The organism is Tsukamurella sp. M9C (assembly GCF_020169415.1).
Taxonomy (GTDB): Bacteria; Actinomycetota; Actinomycetes; order Mycobacteriales; family Mycobacteriaceae; genus Tsukamurella.
Window position 1 is genome coordinate 214,501 of sequence record NZ_JAIULG010000002.1, and the last position, 18,551, is coordinate 233,051.

Sequence of the window (18,551 nt, forward strand, 5' to 3'; positions counted from 1 at the left end):
GCCCTTCGTTCGAGTGGAGCGGAGGTGAGGTGGTGGTGAGACGAGGTGTTCGGTCGGGTCAGTTCGGGAAGTGCCGGCGGGCGAGGCCGTGGGCGATGGTCATGCCGACGCCGGAGGTCACGATGCGCACGCTGAGGCGCTCCTCCGGCTCGGCGACGAGGTAGGGGTGCAGGGGGCTGGAGGCGTAGACGCCCTGCCAGCGCTCGATGATGCGCAGCCGGTCGACGCCGAGGACGCGGGCGGTCTCGGCGCGGAGGGTCTCGGTGACGGCCTCGTCCAGGAAGGGCTCGACGGTGCGCTCGGTGTGGTGCGAGTCGCCGATGAGCAGGGTGCCGTCGGGGCGCTGGGTGAACATGACGTTCGCGTCGATGGCCAGCAGGTCGGGCCGGTCGGCCTCCATCCGGGTGCGGAGCGCTGCGGCGCTGGTGGTCTCGGCGAACGCGGGGTAGCGCAGCAGCGAGGTCGCGGTGAGGACGGCGGGCGTGACGACCGCGCCGGGGTCGGCGGCGCGGGCCATCTGCAGGGCGCACCGCTCGACGCGGTGCTCCTCCGCAAGGTGGGGGTACAGGTGGTCGAGGTCGTGCCCGACGCAGACGATCACCCGCTGCGCCGCGATGGGGCCGCGGCTGGTGTGGGCGCGGGTGCCGTCGAAGCCGAGGTAGGCGGTGCCGAACCGGACCTCGGCGCCGTCCTGCGCATCGACCCAGGCGGCCAGTCGCGCGACGGTGACCCGGGGGTCCACCCGCAGGTCCGCCAGGAGTGCGGCGCCGCCCACGACGTCGTCGGCGCCCCCGCCGGGAAGTTCGGAGCGGACCTCGTCGGCGGTGCGCAGTGCGACCTCACCGGGCCGGGCGGCGGCGAGTTCCTCGAGGACGGCGAGCTCGGTGGCGTGGCGGGCGACCGCCAGGCCGCCGGTGGCGCGGGCACCGAGCCCGGCGCGGCCGTCCAGGTCGAGCCAGCGTTCGCGGGCGAGGTGTGCGAGCTCAGCGAGGTCGCCCGTCTGTCCGGTGACGCAGGCGTGGCCGAAGTTGCGGATCGAGGCGCCCACGGCGCGGCTGTCGCGCTCGACGACGGTGACCGTGAGGCCCCGATCGAGGGCCTCGACGGCGTGCGCCAGACCGACGACGCCGGCGCCGACGACGAGGACGTCCGTTGCGGTGTTCATGGCTCTCAGCGTGGCCTCCCGACGCCTCGCTTGGCAAGCCTGATCGGAGGATGTCTATACAAGTTGGTTCGATGTACACCCAGGTAAGGCGGTCGTTCATCTGCCGTTCATCGTGCGTGCAGGTGAGCAACGCTTTCACTTGTATACTCAATGACGTGGTCGCAGCTCAGCCTCTCCATCAACGTCTCGCCGCGGAGTTCCGTGCGCGCATCTCCTCCGGTCGCTGGCCGGAGGGGGAGCAGGCACCCAGCGAGGCGCTCCTCTGTGAGGAGTTCGGCACCTCGCGCGGGCCGGTCCGCCAGGCGCTGGCCACTCTCCGCGCGGAGGGACTGATCGTCGGCGGCCAGGGCCGCTCGCCGATCGTCCGCCGCAACGTGCCCAGTCACAGCGCCAGCGCCCTCGGGTCGTTCACCGCCTGGGCCCGCGAACAGGGCCGCGAACCCGGACAGCGCACCACTCTGCAGGCCCGCGTGCCCGCGACGCCGGACCTCGCCGAACGGCTTCAGATCGAACCCGGTGAGCCGGTGCTCGAGCTCCGTCGCGTGCGGACGCTCGACGGCGCTCCGGCGCTGTGCGAGACCATGTTCTTCGTCTGGGCGCTGGGCAAGCGCCTCATGGAGTTCGACCCCGACTCCGGTTCGGTGAACCGCTTCCTGCTCGACGCGGGCGCCGACCTGTACGCCTCCACCCACCAGATCGACGCCGTTGCCGCGACCGCCGAGGACGCGGCGCAGCTCGGCCTGTCCGAGGGTGCCCCGCTGCTGCGGGTGCGCCGCACCACCACCGACGCCGCCGGCGACGTCGTCGAATACTCCGAGGACCGCTACGTCCCCGGCGTGACCACCGTGATCGTCGAGAACCGACTCTTCGCAGCGCCCACCGCGAACCCGCCCGCGCTGCGATCCGTACCCGTCAGGAGAGACGCATGACCGAATCCGACCGCACCATCGAGCTCGTCGCGCTGGACATGGCCGGCACCACGATCGACGACGGCGGCGCCGTCTACGAGGCGCTGCGCGGCGCCGTCGAGGACGGCGGGGCCACCGTCGCGCAGGCCGACCTGCAGGTGTGGATGGGCACCGACAAGGTGGAGGCGATCACCAACCTGCTCCGCCTCGGCGGCGTCGAGCCCACCCCCGAGCGCGTGGACGCCGGCTTCGCCCGGTTCCGGGAGCGCCTGCAGTCCGCTTACTCGTCGACCCCGCCGACCGCGATCGACGGCGTGCCCGGCGCCCTCGCCGAGCTCCGGGGCCGGGGGATCAAGGTGGCCCTCACCACCGGGTTCGACGATGCCGTCGCCCTCCCGCTCCTCGCCGCGCTCGGCTGGAAGATCGGCGACGGTGCCGACGCGGTCGTCGATGCCGTGGTCACCACCTCCGACGTCGCCGCCGGCCGCCCGGCGCCGTACATGATCCACCGCGCGATGGAGCGGACCGGCGTCCGCGACGTGCGCCGCGTGCTCGCCGCCGGCGATACGGCCGTCGACGTGCAGGCGGCGAACAATGCCGGTGCCGTCTCCGTGGGAGTGCTCACAGGCAAGGCCGACCCGCAGGTGCTCGCCGACGCGGGCGCCGACCACGTGCTCGACGGCGTCGTCGACATTCCAGGGCTCCTCGTCACGCCCTAGTCGAGCCGGTGCAGTTCCCTGCGATCAGCATCGCGTGAGATGACGGGCCCGGGCGCCCAGACGGACACCTAGCCCCGCCGGTTCACCAGTTCGGTGAGCGTGATCCTGAGAGAGGTCCGGGTTCCGGAGTCAGCGTCGCTCCGGCGTTGGATCGGAGAGTCCGCGACGATTGATCACCTGCAGATCTTCTTCACGCACGGTGACAACCGCCAGGGTTTCGTGGTCGGCATTCGTGAACTCGACCTCGTAGGAAGCGGGCGCGTCCTCGGGCGGGTACTGCGTGTAATCCATCACGACGGTGCCCTCGGCTCCCACGGGCAAGGCGTGCTCCTGCAGGGCGCGAACCAGTCGCACGATGTCGAATTCTTCGGGCTTCATTGCGCTGACACCTCCCATCTCGACAGGATAGAGGCACGCGTCGTACGACTCCGCCTTCGTTTCGACCCTGCGCACGCGCCACGCCGCCGGCCTTGCGATCGGTGCCGCCATCGGATCAACGGAAGACGGGCTCGTCAGCATTCGCCGGGGCGCCGTTGACCGGTGCGAGATCGACTTCGATGCAATGACCTAGAACGGTGGCGGCTGGAGGGGTGCGGTGTCGTCGTACTCCTCGCCGGCCGACTCGGCGCAAGCATGTTCGTGTTCCCGTTGCCGGACTTCGGATTCGACCTTCTGTCGTTCGTGGTTCCGGTGGCGCAGGAGCTGGTTCTCCGCGCGGAGGGCGCGGCGGGCTTTCGCGCGTCGTTTCGCGGCGGTGGTGAGTCCGTCGGGGTTCTTGGGTTTCGGCGGCGCGGGTTCGGGGACGTCCCAGATGATCCGTTCGAGCCCCGGCAGGAGGTCGCGGGCGGTTCCGGGTGGGACGGTGTGCACTCCTCCCGCGGGGTGTCGCCATTCGACGGTGCCGTCGAGTAGGAGGTCGGAGAGCCAGCCGGTCTCCGTCTTGATGCGGTGGTGGAAACCGCACAGCGGTACCAGGTTCCCTGGTGAACCATGGCCGGCGACGGTGGTGGCTCCGCCTTCGGTGGGCTGATGGTGGTCGTACTCGGTGACGTGGTCGGCCTGGCAGCGGTCCGACGGCGTGCTGCAGCCGGGGAAGACGCAGGTGGGGTAGGTCAGGCGCATGACCAGTAGCTGGTACCAGGTGGGCCGGTAGCCCCCGGCGCCGCGGGCGTGGACCTCCCCGGTCGCCGGGTTGCGGCGACCGACGACCCGCCACTGCGTCTCCATCGCGGCGATCATCTCCCGCGCCTGTTCGACGGTGACCGGGCCGGTGATGCCAGGATCCCCGGTGAGGATCACTGCCCCGCGGCCCGCATCGATGCCGCTGCTGTCGGGATCGCCCGCGTCGACCTCGGCGTCGGGGTCCGGCGTGAACAGATCGGGATCGGGTTCGGGCGGAGCCGCATCGTGATCGTGCGCGTCAGCGGCGTCGGCCGTGCCACTGGCCATGGCATCGGCGAGGTCGGATTCGTTGAGGACGATCACTGCCAGGGCCCGGATCTCCTGCGACACCGCACCGGTGCGCGGACGAGCTTGACGCAGGTCGCAGGATTCCTTGCCGCACAGGCATGCCAGGGCCTCGTAGCCCTCGGCCAGGGCGACGAGCGCGGCGACCTGCCGCTGCCCCAGGGTGCGGCCGTCGTCCCGGCACACCGACTGCGCCACCGGACCGATGAGCGCGGACAACCGCAACGCCTCGTGCTTCGGCATCACCGCCTCCAGATCGACCAAGCCGTCCGCGCGGGTATGGAACTCGAGCCGCTCCCGCGGCGGCGCCGGAGGTGTTTCCCGCGCCGCTGCGGGATCGAGCCGGACCAGGACACCTTTCGCCGCGTCCGTCACCGCCCGCACCGACAGCGACTGCCCGCTGCGGGCGGTGAGCCAGGCCGTGATCCTTTCGTCGAAAGCCAGCGCGACGTCCTCGTCGACAACGGCCGCGGATGCGCGTAGCACCTCCCGTACCACCGCCGGGCTCACCACCCCGGCCGCGAACAACTCGAACACCCGCGGGCAGCGCTCCCGCAGATCCAACCCACGATGCACCGCCGATCCGGCAGCCGTCCGCCCGATCCCGAGGGCGGCGCCGACCTCCGCGACCAACTCATCCCAATCGTCGACGAACCGACGCGACGTTTCCTCCCGCACCCGCCGAGCATCATCCCGCAGGTCGTAGAGCCTGGTCAGCACCGCCGCCCGCTCCGCCTCCAACCGGTTCTGCTCCACCGTCAGCCGCCGCAACCGCGTCACCGCGCCGGCCGCGCTGAGCCCGGACACCGCGCCGTCGAACACCGCGGGCAGCGGGGTGGCAACTCGCCTCCCCAGTGCGAACGCATCGTCCGAATAGCTCATACCTTCTATTCTAGGAGCCTACATCGAACGAAGATAGGTCTTGACACCATCTTTCTAGGCTGACATCGCACACTGGCAATTCGCGCCAGTGCGGTCGATGCAAGTTCAATTCCTTGCGGATATGACGATCAAGCCTCCGGACTTGCGGGCATGCGAGCGTCGAGGAGTAGTCCAGCGATCCCGGTGGCCATGAGTGCGCCGCTGATCACGACGAGCCACGGGGAGGACTCCCCGGTCAGCGCGTCGCCCAGCAGCACGACCGCGATGGTGCCGGGCGCGAGGCCCGCCACCGTCGCGCCGAAGTACGGCCAGAAGGGCACCGGGGACAGCGCCGAGGCGTAGTTGACGAGGGAGAACGGCGCGGCCGCGATGAGCCGCAGCGACCCGACGGCCAGCCACCCTCGCGCCCGGAGCCGGGCCGCGATCGGCGCGTAGGCGCGGTGCTCGCGGGCGCGGGCGATCACGCGCGACGGGTGGCGCCGGTCGATCTCCCGGACGCCGAGGAAGGCGATCGAGGCCGCGACGATCGACGCCGCCATGCAGACCGCGATGCCGACGACCGGCCCGAACAGGAAGCCCGCCGAGACGGTGAACACGGTGCGGGGGATCGGGAACACCGTGATCACGGCGTGCGCCACGAAGAACAGGGCGAGGAACCACGGGCCGGTCGAATCCGCCCAGGCCCGAATGGTGGCCGCGCCGGGGTGCGGGAGGAGCATGCCGAGCGCGACGAGTCCGAGGATCACGGCACCGCCGACGACCGCCCGGACCACCAGTCCGCGGTCGCCGGGCCGGATCCGAGAGTCGTTGGCACCCACGGGACGACCCTACTGGGGCGTAGCAACAGCAATCGGTTAACGTGGGTTCTCGGCCGCCGATGTGACGCGACGGTCGGTGCGCGGTCGTGCGTGTGCGCGGCCACAGGCGAGGAGGCCCACGTGGTGGACAGTCCCTTTCAGGCATGGCGCGAGTCCGTGGGCGCCGTGCTCGCGAAGTCGCGCGGCGGCACGCCGCCCGAGGACCCGATCGCCGCGCTGACCACCCTCACCGAGGACGACGGCGTGCAGATCGCACCCCTGTACTCGCAGCGCGACGAGCTCCCGGAGGCCCCGCTGCCCGGCGCCTTCCCCTTCGTTCGCGGCGGCAACCCCACCCCGGATGTCCGCCTGGGTTGGAAGGTTGCCGAGCGGTTCGACGCGACCACCGACTCCGCCGACGTGCTCGGCGCCCTGGAGTCCGGCGCGAGCGCCCTCTGGTTCACCCGCCCCGACCCGGCGCCGCTCCTCGACGGCGTCTACCCGGACATGGCGCCGATCCTGCTCACCGCCGGCGGCCGGGCCGCCGAGGCCGCGGCGCAGGTGTACGCCGCGCTGGACAAGGCCGCGGAGTCCGACGCCTACCGCGCCGACCTGGTCCGCGTCAGCCTCGGCGCAGCCCCGCTGACCTCGCAGGTGGTCGGCCGCGCCGACGTCTCCCTCGACGAGGCCGTCGAGCTGGCCCGCGCCGCCGACGCCCGCACCGAGGACGTCCGCGCCCTCGTCGCCGACGGTGCCGACCTGCACAACGCCGGCGCAACCGCCGCCCAGGAGCTGGGCCTGACGGCCGCCGCCGCCCTCGATCAGGTGCGCGCCCTCACCGCGGCCGGCCTGACCACCGCTGCTGCGCTGAACCAGCTCACGATCCGCCTGGCCGCCACCGACGACCAGTTCCTCACCCTCGCCAAGATCCGCGCCTGGCGCACCGTCTGGGCCCGCGTCGCGCAGCACCTCGGCGCACCCGAGGCCGGCAACGCGCCCGTGCACGCCGTCACCTCGCTCGCCGCGACCACGCAGCGCGACCCCTGGGTGAACCTGCTCCGCACCACCGTCGCCGCCTTCGGCGCCGGCCTCGGCGGCGCGGACTACGTCACCACCCTCGACTACGACGAGGCCCTGCCCGGCGGTATCGAGGGCTACTCGCCCGCCTTCGCCCGGCGCATCGCCCGGAACACGCAGCTGCTGCTCCTCGAGGAGTCGAATCTCGGCCGGGTCGTCGACCCCGGCGCCGGCTCGTGGCACGTCGAGTCCCTCACCGACGACCTCGCCCGCGCGGCGTGGGGCGTCTTCCAGTCCGCCGAGGCCGCGGGTGGCTTCGCCCGGGGCGCCGCGGAGGAGACCGTCGCGACACAGCTGGGAGACTCCGCCGACCGCCGCGACGCCGCCGTCGCACGACGCGCGCGCAAGCTCACCGGCGTCAACGAGTTCCCGAACCTCGCCGAGCCGCCGATCGCCCCGTCGGCGGCGACCAACGGCCCCGTCGTGCGGTCGTACGCCGCGCCGTTCGAGTCCCTGCGCGCCCGGTCCGACGCGTTCCTGCGTGAGCACGGCGTCCGCCCCCGGATCCGGATGGTGACCATCGGCACCGTCGCGCAGTACAACGGCCGGTCCACGTTCCTGACGAACCTGCTCGCCTCCGGCGGCATCGAGACCGTCCTGGACGCGGCCGAGCAGGCCGCCGGCGCCGCCACGCTCGACGGTTCGCCGGGCGCGCGGATAGCCGCCCTGGCCGGATCCGACCCCGGTTACGCCGAGGAGGGCGAGGCCCTGGCCCGCTCGCTGCGCGAGGAGGGCGCCCTCGTGCTGCTCGCGGGCGCGCCGGGCACCGTCGACGACGGCCTGATCGACATCTACCTGCACGCGAAGATCGACGCGGCCGCCGCGCTCGACGATCTGCTGACCCGGCTGGGGGCCTGAGATGAGCGACACCACCATCGGCAGCTTCGCCGACGTCCCGTTCGACGACGATGCGGTCGCGGCAGCCCAGGCACCGTCGGGCGCGGACGTGGACGCCTTCGTCGAGGCCTCCGCCGCGGCCTACGCCTACACCCCGGACCAGCTGACCTGGACCACTCCGGAGGGCATCGACGTCAAGCCCGTCTACACCCGCGCGGACCGCGACGCCGTCGCCGAGGCCGGGTACCCCGTGGACTCCTACCCGGGTGCGGTGCCCTTCATCCGCGGCCCGTACCCGACGATGTACGTCAACCAGCCGTGGACGATCCGGCAGTACGCCGGCTTCTCCACCGCGGCCGAGTCGAACGCCTTCTACCGGCGCAACCTCGCGGCGGGCCAGAAGGGCCTGTCGGTCGCCTTCGACCTGGCGACGCACCGCGGTTACGACTCCGACCACCCGCGCGTCACCGGTGACGTGGGCATGGCGGGCGTCGCGATCGACTCGATCCTCGACATGCGTCAGCTGTTCGACGGCATCGACCTGGGCGGCGTCTCCGTCTCGATGACGATGAACGGCGCTGTGCTGCCGATTCTCGCGCTCTACGTGGTGGCGGCCGAGGAGCAGGGCGTCGGCCCGGAGAAGCTCGCGGGCACCATCCAGAACGACATCCTCAAAGAGTTCATGGTGCGCAACACCTACATCTATCCTCCGGTGCCGTCGATGCGGATCATCTCGGACATCTTCGCGTACACCTCGCAGAAGATGCCGAAGTTCAACTCCATCTCGATCTCCGGCTACCACATCCAGGAGGCCGGGGCCACAGCCGATCTGGAGCTCGCGTACACGCTGGCCGACGGTGTCGAGTACATCAAGGCCGGCATCGACGCGGGCCTCGACGTGGACAAGTTCGCGCCGCGCCTGTCCTTCTTCTGGGGCATCGGCATGAACTTCTTCATGGAGGTCGCGAAGCTCCGGGCCGCGCGCCTGCTGTGGAGCGAGCTGGTGGCCGAGTTCGATGCGAAGAACGCCAAGTCGCTGTCGTTGCGCACCCACTCGCAGACCTCGGGCTGGTCGCTGACCGCGCAGGACGTCTTCAACAACGTCGCGCGCACGTGCGTGGAGGCGATGGCGGCGACGCAGGGTCACACCCAGTCGCTGCACACCAACGCCCTCGACGAGGCGATCGCGCTGCCGACGGACTTCTCCGCCCGCATCGCCCGCAACACGCAGCTGGTGCTGCAGCAGGAGTCGGGCACCACGCGGCCCATCGACCCGTGGGGCGGCTCGTACTACGTCGAGACCCTCACCCACGAGCTGGCCGAGCGCGCCCGCGCCCACATCCGCGAGGTGCAGGAGGCCGGCGGCATGGCGAAGGCCATCGGTGAGGGCATCCCGAAGCTGCGCATCGAGGAGGCCGCGGCCCGCACCCAGGCCCGCATCGACTCGGGCCGCCAGCCGGTGATCGGCGTCAACAAGTACCAGGTCGCCGAGGACACCGCGATCGAGCTGCTCAAGGTCGACAACTCGAAGGTCCGCACCGAGCAGCTGGCGAAGCTCGAGAAGCTGCGCGCAGACCGCGACCCCGCCGCCGTCACGGCGGCACTGGCGAACCTCACCCGCGCCGCCTCGGCCGACGGCGGGGCCAACCTCGAGAACAACCTGCTCGCCCTCGCGATCGACGCGGCACGCACCGGCGCCACCGTCGGCGAGATCTCCGACGCGCTCGAGCAGGTCTACGGCCGCCACCAGGCCGAGATCCGTACGCTCAGTGGCGTGTACCGCGACGAGGCCGGCGCGGCCGGCAACATCCAGACGGCCACCGAGCTGGTCGAGAAGTTCGAGGAGGCCGACGGCCGTCGTCCCCGCGTGCTCATCGCCAAGATGGGCCAGGACGGCCACGACCGCGGCCAGAAGGTGATCGCCACCGCCTTCGCCGATCTCGGCTTCGACGTCGACGTGGGCCCGCTGTTCTCCACGCCCGAGGAGGTCGCGCAGCAGGCCGCCGACAACGACGTGCACGTCGTCGGCGTCTCCTCGCTCGCCGCGGGCCACCTCACGCTGGTGCCCGCGCTGCGCGACGCGCTCGCGGAGGTCGGCCGCCCCGACATCACCATCGTGGTGGGCGGCGTCATCCCGCCGGGCGACTTCGACGAGTTGTACGCGGCCGGCGCCTCGGCGATCTACCCGCCCGGCACCGTCATCGCGGACGCCGCGGTGAACCTGCTGCACGAGCTGGGGAACAAGCTGGGGTACCAGCTGGCGTGATCACCGTCGCCGAACTCGCGGACGGGGTCCGGGCCGACAAGCGCGCCGTGCTGGCGCGCGCCATCACCCTCGTCGAGTCCCGGCGCCCCGACCACCAGGCCCTCGCGCAGGAGCTGCTGCTCGAGGTGACGCCGGGGCCGGACGCGCCGATCGCTACCCGGGTGGGGATCACCGGCGTGCCCGGGGTGGGGAAGTCGACCACCATCGAGGCGCTGGGCAACCACCTGATCTCGTTGGGGCACAAGGTCGCCGTGCTCGCGGTGGACCCGTCGTCCACCCGCAGCGGCGGCTCCATCCTGGGCGACAAGACCCGCATGGGCACCCTCGCCGTCAACCCGCGTGCGTACATCCGGCCCTCGCCCACCTCGGGCACGCTCGGCGGCGTCGCGAAGGCCACGCGCGAGACCATGGTGCTCATGGAGGCCGCCGGCTTCGACGTGATCCTGGTCGAGACCGTCGGCGTCGGGCAGTCCGAGGTCACCGTCGCGAACATGGTCGACACCTTCACCTTCCTCACCCTCGCGCGCACCGGCGACCAGCTGCAGGGCATCAAGAAGGGCGTGCTCGAGCTCGCCGACGTGGTGGCCGTCAACAAGGCCGACGGGGACCACGTGGTCGAGGCGCGCGTCGCCGCCCGCGAGCTGTCGAGCGCGCTGCGCCTGATCCACCCGCGCGGCTCCCTGTGGCGCCCGCCCGTGCTCACGCAGAGCGCCGTCGAGGGCACCGGCATCCCCGAGTTCTGGGACGCCGTCCTGCGGCACCGCAGCACGCTGCAGGAGGCGGGGGAGTTCGACCGTCGCCGACGGCAGCAGCAGGTGGACTGGACCTGGACGATGGTCCGGGACGCGATCCTCGGCCGCGTCGAGCACTCCGACGGTGTGCGGTCCGTCCGGTCCGAGGTCGAGGCCTCCGTGCAGGACGGCTCGCTGACGCCGGCCCTCGCCGCGCAGCGCATCCTCGACGCCTTCGACGGGCACTGACCGGTACGGACGCCGTGCCCGAGCTCACGCCGCAGGAGGACGCGAACCGTCGGCTCCTGCGGGCGCGGGACGCGATGGACCGGCGCTACGCGGAGCCGCTCGACGTCGCGGCGGTCGCGCGGATCGCCCTCATGTCGCCCGCCCACTTCTCCCGGGAGTTCGCCGCCGCCTTCGGTGAGACGCCGCACCGGTACCTGCAGCGGCGCCGGATCGAGCGGGCCATGGCGCGGCTGCCCGACACCGACCGCGCGATCACCGAGATCGCCTACGAGGTCGGCTTCGGCTCGTCCGGCACGTTCAGCCGGACCTTCCGCGCGATCGTCGGGCGCTCGCCGTCGGAGTACCGGCGCGACGTGGCGCCGGTGCGCGCCCCGGGCTGCGTCGTGCGGGCGTGGACCCGTCCCGCGCACTGAGCAGTTTCGGATAAGCGGAGCCCGCGCGGGCTTCGTAGGCTCAGTCGCATGTTCACCTCGATCGCCATCACCTCCGTCTTCGTCCTCGACCAGGACGAGGCCCTCGACTTCTACGTCGGCAAACTGGGTTTCGAAGTCCACGACGACGTCGACATGGGTTTCATGCGCTGGCTCACCATCGCCCTGCCGTCGGACCCCCAGCGCGAACTGGTGCTGGAGGTCCCCGGCGTGGGCGGCGGGAGCCCGGAGACCACCGCCGCGCAGCGGGATCTGTTGACCAAGGGCGCGCTCGGCGTGGCCTGCATCCTCAACACCGACGACTGCCGCGGCGTCTTCGAGAAGCTGAGCGCGCAGGGCGTCGAGTTCACCGAGGAGCCGCAGGAGCAGCCCTACGGCATCGACTGCGCGCTGCGGGACCCGTTCGGTAACCACATCCGGATCACCCAGCGCAAGCAGGGCCCCGTCGAGGTCACGCAGGCCGACGTGGACCGCTGGTCCGGAGCGTGACCGGCTGATCCGTGCCACGATGGGGCCATGTCGGCACTGGTGATCTGCGCGTCCAAGCACCACGGCAACACCCGGAAGGTGGCCGATCGGATCGGCGGGGTCCTGAACGCCCCGGTTCTCGCGCCGGGGGAGGTGACGGCGGAGCAGATCGACGCGGCCGACCTGGTCGGCTTCGGCTCGGGCGTGTACTGGATGGCCTTCGACCCCGCGCTACTCCGTCTCGTTCGCAGCCTCCCGGCGAAGCCGCGCGGAACGGCTTTCGTCTACGCCACCAGCGGCCTGCCGGAGACGCCGCTGCGCCGGTACACCCGCACGCTCGCGGACCTCCTCACCGACGCCGGCTTCCGGCTCGCGCCCGACCTGTTCCACTGCCGCGGACTCGACACGATGGGACCGTTCGGCCTGGTCGGCGGCGTGAACAAGGGGCGTCCCAGCGCGGCCGACCTCGCGGACGCCGAGGACTTCGCGCGCGGGCTGCAGGATTTGCGGGGATAATCGGACGGCGTTCGCCTGGTCGGTTGTGATTGCGATCACACCGGCCTACTGTGAGGCTTGTGGCTTCAACGGTCGCCGACGAGATTGCAAATGCTTTGTATGCGTACGGTTTTCGCCACGCATACGGTATTCATGGTGCCAACTCCGAGGACCTCTTCGCCGCCCTGCTCCGGAGCGACGCGGACCACCGCCTCACGGTGACCATCGCCAAGCACGAGTTCGGTGCCGGCGCCATGGCCGACGGTGCGGCGCGCATGACCGGGCGGCCCGGCTGCCTGATCGCCACCTCCGGCGGCGCGGCGATGAACTGCGTTCCCGCCCTGGCCGAGGCGTATCAGTCCCGCTCGCCGGTGCTCGCGCTCATCGGCAGCCCGCCGATCGCCGCCGAGGGCCGCGGTGCCTTCCAAGACATGTGTGCGGCGCCGCGCACCGTGGACGTCCTCGCCGTCCTCCGCGGAGTGACCGGCTTCGCCGCGAAGGTCTCCGGACCGGAGGATCTCGCCCCCGCGCTGGACGGCGCCTTCGCGGCGCTGGAGCAGGGACTGCCCGCAGCGCTCCTCCTGCCCAAGGACGTCCAGCTCGCCGACTGCCCCGCATCGGCGGCGCGCGCGCCGATCCCACCCGGGCCGGAGGTGCCGTCGGACGAGGTGGTGCGCCTCGTCGGCGCCGCCCGCAAGCCCCTGATCCTGCTCGGCGAGGCCGCGTCCCGGGCCCGGCTCGCCGGCCCCGTCGCGGCGCTGGCGGCGGCCACGGGCGCCGTGATCGCGGTCGGCCCCAACGGGCGCGACGCCGCGCCCCGGACCGGCGTCGTGGGCGTCGCGGGCGTCATGGGGCATCCCTCGGTGCCACGGGTCGCGGCCGAGGCGGACCTCATCCTGGCCCTGGGCACCGAGCTCGACCTCATGGACCGCACGGGCCTCGACGCCGCGATGGACGTCACCTGCACGGTGCACGTCGCAGCGGAGCCGCCGCTGCGCGAGGTGACGGTCCACGAGCCCGCCCGCGACCTCGCCGCCTACGCGAGGGCCCTCACGGACGCCGTCGTCACGCGCCCGCGCTCCCCGTGGACCGCCGCGGCGCCCGTCCCGATCACCGTGCCGCGGAACGAGTCCGGGTTGCTCACCTGCGCCGATGCCGTGGACGCGCTGGCCGCCGCGATCCCCGCCGAAGCCCTCGTCTTCGCCGATGCCGGCAACGCCGGGGCCGCCGCGGTGCACCGGCTCCCGCTCGGCACCGGCGACCGCTTCCTCGTCGCGCTGGGCATGGGCGGCATGGGGCACGGGATCGCGGCGGGGATCGGCGCCGCGATCGCGACCGGCCGGCCCACGGTGATCCTCGCCGGCGACGGCGCCTTCTACATGCACGGCATGGAGATCCACACCGCGATCGAGGCGCGGGCGCCCGTCCTGCTGGTGGTGCTCAACAACGACGCCCACGGCATGTGCGTGGCGCGCGAGGGGAAGTTCTTCCCCGACCTCCCCAGCATCAACCGGTTCCGGCCCAGCCGGATCGCCGACGGCCTCGCCGCCATGTTCCCCACCCTGCCCGTCAGCTCGGCCACCACGCCCGACGGTGCGCGGTCCGCCGCGGCCGAGCTCCTGGCCGTCACGGGCCGCGGACCGTCGTGCCTGGAGATCGGGACCGACCCCGCGGAGATCCCGCCGTTCGCAGCGCTGCTGCCCGATACCGCGAAGGAGCGGCAATGATCCCGGTGATCGACATCGAAGGAACCATCCGGATCGAGAGTCACCCGCGCCCGGTGGCGCAGCCGATCCTCGTCGACCGCATGCGCTCGGTGTACCCGCACCAGCAGATCTACGGCGACTTCTGCCCCGTGCAGTCCTACGTCAACGCCCCGCCCGACGATCTCTACGACTGGCTCTCCGACACCCGCTCCCTCGAGGAGTGGACCTACAGCCTGCGCGGCTTCCGCGAGACCGACGAGGCCGGCCTGTGGGTCGCGCGCGACATGCTCGGCGCCGACACCGAGATCTACACGCGCACCGTCGCCCACCCGGACGCCCGGACCGTCGACTACCACTGCGCCTGGGACCAGGGGAAGCATCTCTGGATGATCTACCTGATGCGGATCGTCGACGCGCAGCTCGTGCTGAACAAGCCCGGCTCCGTGGTGCTGTGGGTCAACTGCCACCACCCCTTCTACGACGAGAACCCGTACCCCGAGACGGCGCCGCCCGAGCGGCCCGTGTGGGTCGGCGACCTGTGGGACACGTTCGGAGCCGGGCACCAGATGGAACTCGAGAACCTCAAGGCGATCGCCGAACACCGGCACGCGCACGGCGAGCCGATCAAGCCCGAATGGATGACGTCGTGACCGCCCCGCTCGTGAACCCGCGGATCGTCGGGCTGACCTCGTACCTGCCCGAGAACCGGGTGCCCGCCGAGTACTTCCGCGAGTTCGCCGACGCCGACAGCCGCACGCTCACCGCCAATCCGATGTTCGCGCCGCCCGCGTACCGGCATCACGCCGCGGCGGGGGAATCCAACGTCGACCTGATGTGCGCGGCGATCGACCGGCTCCGCGAGCAGGTCGGGGACGAGGCCCTGCAGGTCGACGTGGTCCTGAGCCACTCGCAGCTGCCGGACCTGCCGGTCGTCGGCTGCGGCGGCGACGTCGTGCGCCGGCTCGGCACCCGGCCCTCACTGGTCCTGGACATCCACAACGGCGGCTGCGCAGCCTTCCTGCTCATGCTGCACCTCGCCCGCACGATGTTCACCGCCGGGACCGCGCAATCGGCCCTGCTCCTCACCGCCACGAACGCGGCCGGGAACGTCTTCACCCAGGACCGGGTGCGGAACCTGCCGCAGGCCGCCATCCCGGGCGACGGTGCCGCCGCCGCCCTCGTCGTCGCCGACCCGCAGGCCGGAGGGCTGGAGGTCCGGGAGGTGGTGTGCGCGCAGCACAGCGAGTACGCGGGCGACATGACCGCCGCCGTTGAGCCGTCGCGCAAGTACTGGGAGGCGGGCGAGGGACAGCTGCACGTGGGCTTCACCGAGGCCAAGATCGCGAAGGTCCTCGCCCGCGGAAACCGGCTCGTGCCCGAGGTCGCGCTCGCCGCCGCGGCGTCGGGAGGCCTGCGCGGCCCCGACGTCGGGCACCTCGTCACCAATCAGCCCAACCGGACGTTCCTCCGCAACTGGCGCGAGGCGCTCGAGCTCCCGCCGGAGCGGCACCCCGACACCTTCGACGAGTGCGGCAACCTCTTCGCCGTCGGCGTCCCGCACACCTTCGCCACCGCCCGCGCGGACGGGCGGATCGGCACGGGGGAGGACGTGGTCCTCGCGGCCTTCGCGCACGCCGGCGACTTCGCGGCCGGGGCGCTGCTGCGCACCTAGCCGGTTCGGGCCGGCCGTCCGGGGCCGGTCGTTCGGGCTAGCCCCGAAGGCCCAGGCGGCCGCCGAGCCAGTCGAGTTCGGCGGTCAGCCCGCCCGACCACACGGTGAAGTCGTGCCCGCCCCGGATCCATCGGGTGCGCACCGTCATCCCGGCTCCCGCGGCGGCGACGGCCACCCGTTTCGCGGCGGCGGTCGATGCGGCGTCGTCGGTGCCTGCGACGAGCACGCCCGCGCTGTCCGGGAAGCGCCGCAGCGACAGCTGGGTGAGCGGGTCCGCCCGCGCGTACGCACCGCGATCACCGGCGAAGGCGTCCCGGACGGTGGCCTCGCGCCCTCCTCCCAGGTCCGGCTCCGCGTCGGGCGAGAGCGCCAGGAACGTCCGGAAGACCTCCGGGAACCGGGTCGCCAGTTGCAGCGCGCAGGTGCCGCCGTAGGAGTAGCCGCCGACCGCCCACGCCTGCGGGGCGGCATCCACCGCCAGGTTCTGGCGCACCCACGCGGGCACGTCCTCGGCGAGATAGGTCGCCGCCCGGGCGCGCCGGGTGTCGGCGCAGAGCGGGTTCGCGAACTGCCCGCCCGTCGCGTCCGGCACCACCACGACCGGCGCGACGCCGCCCCGCCGCTGCGCATAGGAGTCCATCGTCCGGGCCAGCTTCCCGCCCGAGAACCAGTCCCGCGGCGAGCCCGGCTGCCCGTGCAGGAGCATCAGCACCGGCAGCCGCTCGCGCGCACCGGACAGGTACGCCGGCGGTAGGTAGACCAGCGCCGGGCGGGCCGCGAACCGGGAGCGGGTGGGCGGCACCGTCGCCCGTACGACCACGCCGCGCTCGGCGGTCGTGCCGGGGGAGGGACGGGGCACCGTCGCCGGGTAGTCGACGGGCAGCAGGTCCTCCACCGACGGGTACGCCGAGTACAGCGAGTTCACCTGGCCGGCGCCCATCAGGACCACCAGGCCGACCGCCGCGGTGCTCAGCGCCGTGGACCGCCACGACGGTGCCCGAGTCACCCGCACCCCGGCGAGCAGCAGGGCGAGCACGCCGAGGGCGACCCACAGCAGCACCAGCGGGTCGAGGCGGTCGGGGAACGGCTTCCACACGAACTCGACCAGGTAGTCCACGAGCGCGGTCACGCCGAGCGCGGCGGCCACGCAGGCGAGGACGGTGCGCGCGGACCCGCTGCGACGGGTCGCGGAGATCAGGCCGGCGAGCGCGGCCGCTCCGGCGAGGAGCAGGAGGAGTGGTACCGGACCGGCCGTGAGCTGCAGGTTCCGCAGGGGGCTCACCGGCCGCACTCCCGTCCTCGCACGCGCCCAGAATAAGTGCGGCCCCTAAGACGGACCTGTGGGAAAGGGCGGCATTCGCGGCGTTCTACGCTGTGAGCCATGACACTCTCGGACGCCGCCGCGCACCAGGACATCACGACCGTCGAGGTCCCCACCCACTGGTACAACCTGGCCGCGGAACTGGACACGCCCATCCCGCCGCACCTGCACCCCGGCACCAAGGAGCCCGTGCAGCCCGAGGACCTGGCGCCGCTGTTCGCTTCGGGCCTCATCGCGCAGGAGGCGTCCACCGAGGCGTACCACGAGATCCCCGAGCCGGTCCGCGAGATCCTCGCGATGTGGCGCCCGTCGCCGCTGATCCGGGCCCGGAAGTTCGAGCAGGCGCTCGGCACCACCTGCCGCATCTACGTCAAGTACGAGGGCGTGAGCCCGGTCGGTTCGCACAAGACGAATTCGGCCGTCGCGCAGGCGTACTACAACTCCGTGGACGGCGTGACGAAGCTGACCACGGAGACCGGCGCCGGCCAGTGGGGCAGCGCCCTCTCCTTCGCAGGTGCCCAGTTCGGCATCGACGTCGAGGTCTGGCAGGTGCGCGCCTCTTACGACTCGAAGCCCTACCGCGGCCACCTCATGCGCACCTACGGCGGCACCGTGCACCCGAGCCCGTCGGAGCTCACCGAGTCCGGCCGCGCGATGCTGGCGAAGGATCCGGACACCACCGGTAGCCTCGGGATGGCCGTCTCGGAGGCCGTCGAGGTCGCCGCCCAGGATCCCGACGCCCGGTACGCGCTCGGCAGCGTGCTCAACCACGTGGTGCTGCACCAGTCGGTCATCGGCCTCGAGGCCGTCGAGCAGCTGAACCTGCACGAGAAGGGTGCCGACGTCGTCTTCGGCTGCGCCGGAGGCGGATCCAACCTCGCCGGCCTCGCCTTCCCGTTCCTGCGGGAGAAGATCCACGGCCGGCAGGACCCGCGCATCGTCGCCGCCGAGCCCGTGGCGTGCCCGTCGATCACGAAGGGCGAGTACCGCTACGACCACGGCGACGTCGCCGGCCTCACTCCGCTGCTGAAGATGCACACCCTGGGGATGGACTTCGTCCCGGACCCGATCCACGCGGGCGGCCTGCGCTATCACGGGATGTCGCCGGCGCTCAGCCACACGGTGGAGCTGGGGCTCGTCGAGGGCATCGCGATCGAGCAGAACGACGCCTTCGCCGCGGGCGTGCTGTTCGCGCGGACCCAGGGCATCGTCCCCGCCCCGGAGTCGACGCACGCGATCGCCGCCGCCGCGGACTACGCCCGGGAGCACTCCGACGAGGTGCTCGTCATCGGCCTCTCGGGCCACGGCCAGCTCGATCTGCCCGCCTACGCGGAGTACCTCGCGGGCGGTCTGGCCTGAC

Annotated in this window: 17 protein-coding genes; 12 read left to right on the plus strand and 5 right to left on the minus strand. The window is 72.2% G+C overall.

Annotated elements, in window-relative coordinates:
- Positions 1-58: 58 nt before the first annotated feature.
- Complete coding sequence (locus LB823_RS02320; protein ID WP_224645146.1) at positions 59-1,165, minus strand: TIGR03364 family FAD-dependent oxidoreductase; 1,107 nt, start codon at positions 1,163-1,165, stop codon at positions 59-61.
- 155 nt (positions 1,166-1,320) lie between these two features.
- On the opposite strand from LB823_RS02320, the gene LB823_RS02325 reads away from it, so the two are divergent.
- Positions 1,321-2,094, plus strand: a complete 774-nt coding sequence (locus tag LB823_RS02325; RefSeq protein WP_224645147.1) for a GntR family transcriptional regulator — start codon at positions 1,321-1,323, stop codon at positions 2,092-2,094.
- Positions 2,091-2,792, plus strand: a complete 702-nt coding sequence (locus LB823_RS02330; protein ID WP_224645148.1) for a phosphonatase-like hydrolase — start codon at positions 2,091-2,093, stop codon at positions 2,790-2,792. The genes LB823_RS02325 and LB823_RS02330 overlap by 4 nt, the downstream gene beginning before the upstream one ends.
- A 129-nt stretch (positions 2,793-2,921) precedes the next feature.
- Here LB823_RS02330 and LB823_RS02335 read toward each other — a convergent pair whose 3' ends face one another.
- The 3 genes from LB823_RS02335 to LB823_RS02345 all read right to left on the minus strand — a co-directional run bounded on the left by LB823_RS02335 (position 2,922) and on the right by LB823_RS02345 (position 5,959).
- Positions 2,922-3,281 carry a DUF4926 domain-containing protein gene (locus LB823_RS02335; RefSeq protein WP_224645149.1) on the minus strand — a complete coding sequence of 120 codons (360 nt, stop codon included), beginning with the start codon at positions 3,279-3,281 and terminating at the stop codon, positions 2,922-2,924.
- A 78-nt stretch (positions 3,282-3,359) separates the two neighbouring features.
- Complete coding sequence (locus tag LB823_RS02340) at positions 3,360-5,141, minus strand: HNH endonuclease signature motif containing protein (protein ID WP_224645150.1); 1,782 nt, start codon at positions 5,139-5,141, stop codon at positions 3,360-3,362.
- 128 nt (positions 5,142-5,269) lie between these two features.
- Positions 5,270-5,959 (minus strand): TVP38/TMEM64 family protein, encoded by a 690-nt coding sequence (locus LB823_RS02345; RefSeq protein WP_224645151.1) that lies wholly within the window; start codon positions 5,957-5,959, stop codon positions 5,270-5,272.
- Between the two features lie 120 nt (positions 5,960-6,079).
- Here LB823_RS02345 and LB823_RS02350 point away from each other — a divergent pair, with 120 nt between their 5' ends.
- From LB823_RS02350 to LB823_RS02390, 9 genes are all read left to right on the plus strand, one after another.
- On the plus strand, positions 6,080-7,873 hold the full coding sequence (locus LB823_RS02350) for a methylmalonyl-CoA mutase family protein (protein WP_224645152.1): 1,794 nt from the start codon (positions 6,080-6,082) through the stop codon (positions 7,871-7,873).
- 1 nt (position 7,874) lies between these two features.
- The gene (gene scpA / locus LB823_RS02355; protein WP_224645153.1) at positions 7,875-10,118 is read left to right on the plus strand and encodes a methylmalonyl-CoA mutase; all 2,244 of its coding nucleotides are present in this window, start codon (positions 7,875-7,877) and stop codon (positions 10,116-10,118) included.
- Positions 10,118-11,098 carry a methylmalonyl Co-A mutase-associated GTPase MeaB gene (meaB, locus tag LB823_RS02360; RefSeq protein ID WP_224645198.1) on the plus strand — a complete coding sequence of 327 codons (981 nt, stop codon included), beginning with the start codon at positions 10,118-10,120 and terminating at the stop codon, positions 11,096-11,098. The genes scpA and meaB overlap by 1 nt, the downstream gene beginning before the upstream one ends.
- A gap of 74 nt (positions 11,099-11,172) precedes the next feature.
- Complete coding sequence (locus LB823_RS02365; protein WP_224645199.1) at positions 11,173-11,511, plus strand: helix-turn-helix transcriptional regulator; 339 nt, start codon at positions 11,173-11,175, stop codon at positions 11,509-11,511.
- 48 nt (positions 11,512-11,559) lie between these two features.
- A complete protein-coding gene (locus LB823_RS02370; RefSeq protein WP_224645154.1) occupies positions 11,560-12,018 on the plus strand; it encodes a VOC family protein in 459 nt (152 codons plus the stop codon).
- Between the two features lie 27 nt (positions 12,019-12,045).
- Entirely contained in the window at positions 12,046-12,513 is a 468-nt protein-coding gene (locus LB823_RS02375) for a flavodoxin domain-containing protein (RefSeq protein WP_224645155.1), read from the plus strand.
- 59 nt (positions 12,514-12,572) lie between these two features.
- The gene (locus tag LB823_RS02380) at positions 12,573-14,219 is read left to right on the plus strand and encodes a thiamine pyrophosphate-binding protein (RefSeq protein WP_224645156.1); all 1,647 of its coding nucleotides are present in this window, start codon (positions 12,573-12,575) and stop codon (positions 14,217-14,219) included.
- Complete coding sequence (locus LB823_RS02385; protein ID WP_224645157.1) at positions 14,216-14,848, plus strand: SRPBCC family protein; 633 nt, start codon at positions 14,216-14,218, stop codon at positions 14,846-14,848. The genes LB823_RS02380 and LB823_RS02385 overlap by 4 nt, the downstream gene beginning before the upstream one ends.
- Positions 14,849-14,859: 11 nt before the next feature.
- Positions 14,860-15,870 carry a 3-oxoacyl-ACP synthase III family protein gene (locus tag LB823_RS02390; protein ID WP_374201265.1) on the plus strand — a complete coding sequence of 337 codons (1,011 nt, stop codon included), beginning with the start codon at positions 14,860-14,862 and terminating at the stop codon, positions 15,868-15,870.
- Positions 15,871-15,907: 37 nt separating this feature from the next.
- On the opposite strand, the gene LB823_RS02395 is transcribed toward LB823_RS02390, so the two are convergent.
- The gene (locus LB823_RS02395) at positions 15,908-17,152 is read right to left on the minus strand and encodes an esterase family protein (protein WP_224645159.1); all 1,245 of its coding nucleotides are present in this window, start codon (positions 17,150-17,152) and stop codon (positions 15,908-15,910) included.
- Between the two features lie 99 nt (positions 17,153-17,251).
- On the opposite strand from LB823_RS02395, the gene LB823_RS02400 reads away from it, so the two are divergent.
- Complete coding sequence (locus LB823_RS02400) at positions 17,252-18,550, plus strand: TrpB-like pyridoxal phosphate-dependent enzyme (protein ID WP_224645160.1); 1,299 nt, start codon at positions 17,252-17,254, stop codon at positions 18,548-18,550.
- Position 18,551 lies beyond the last annotated feature (1 nt).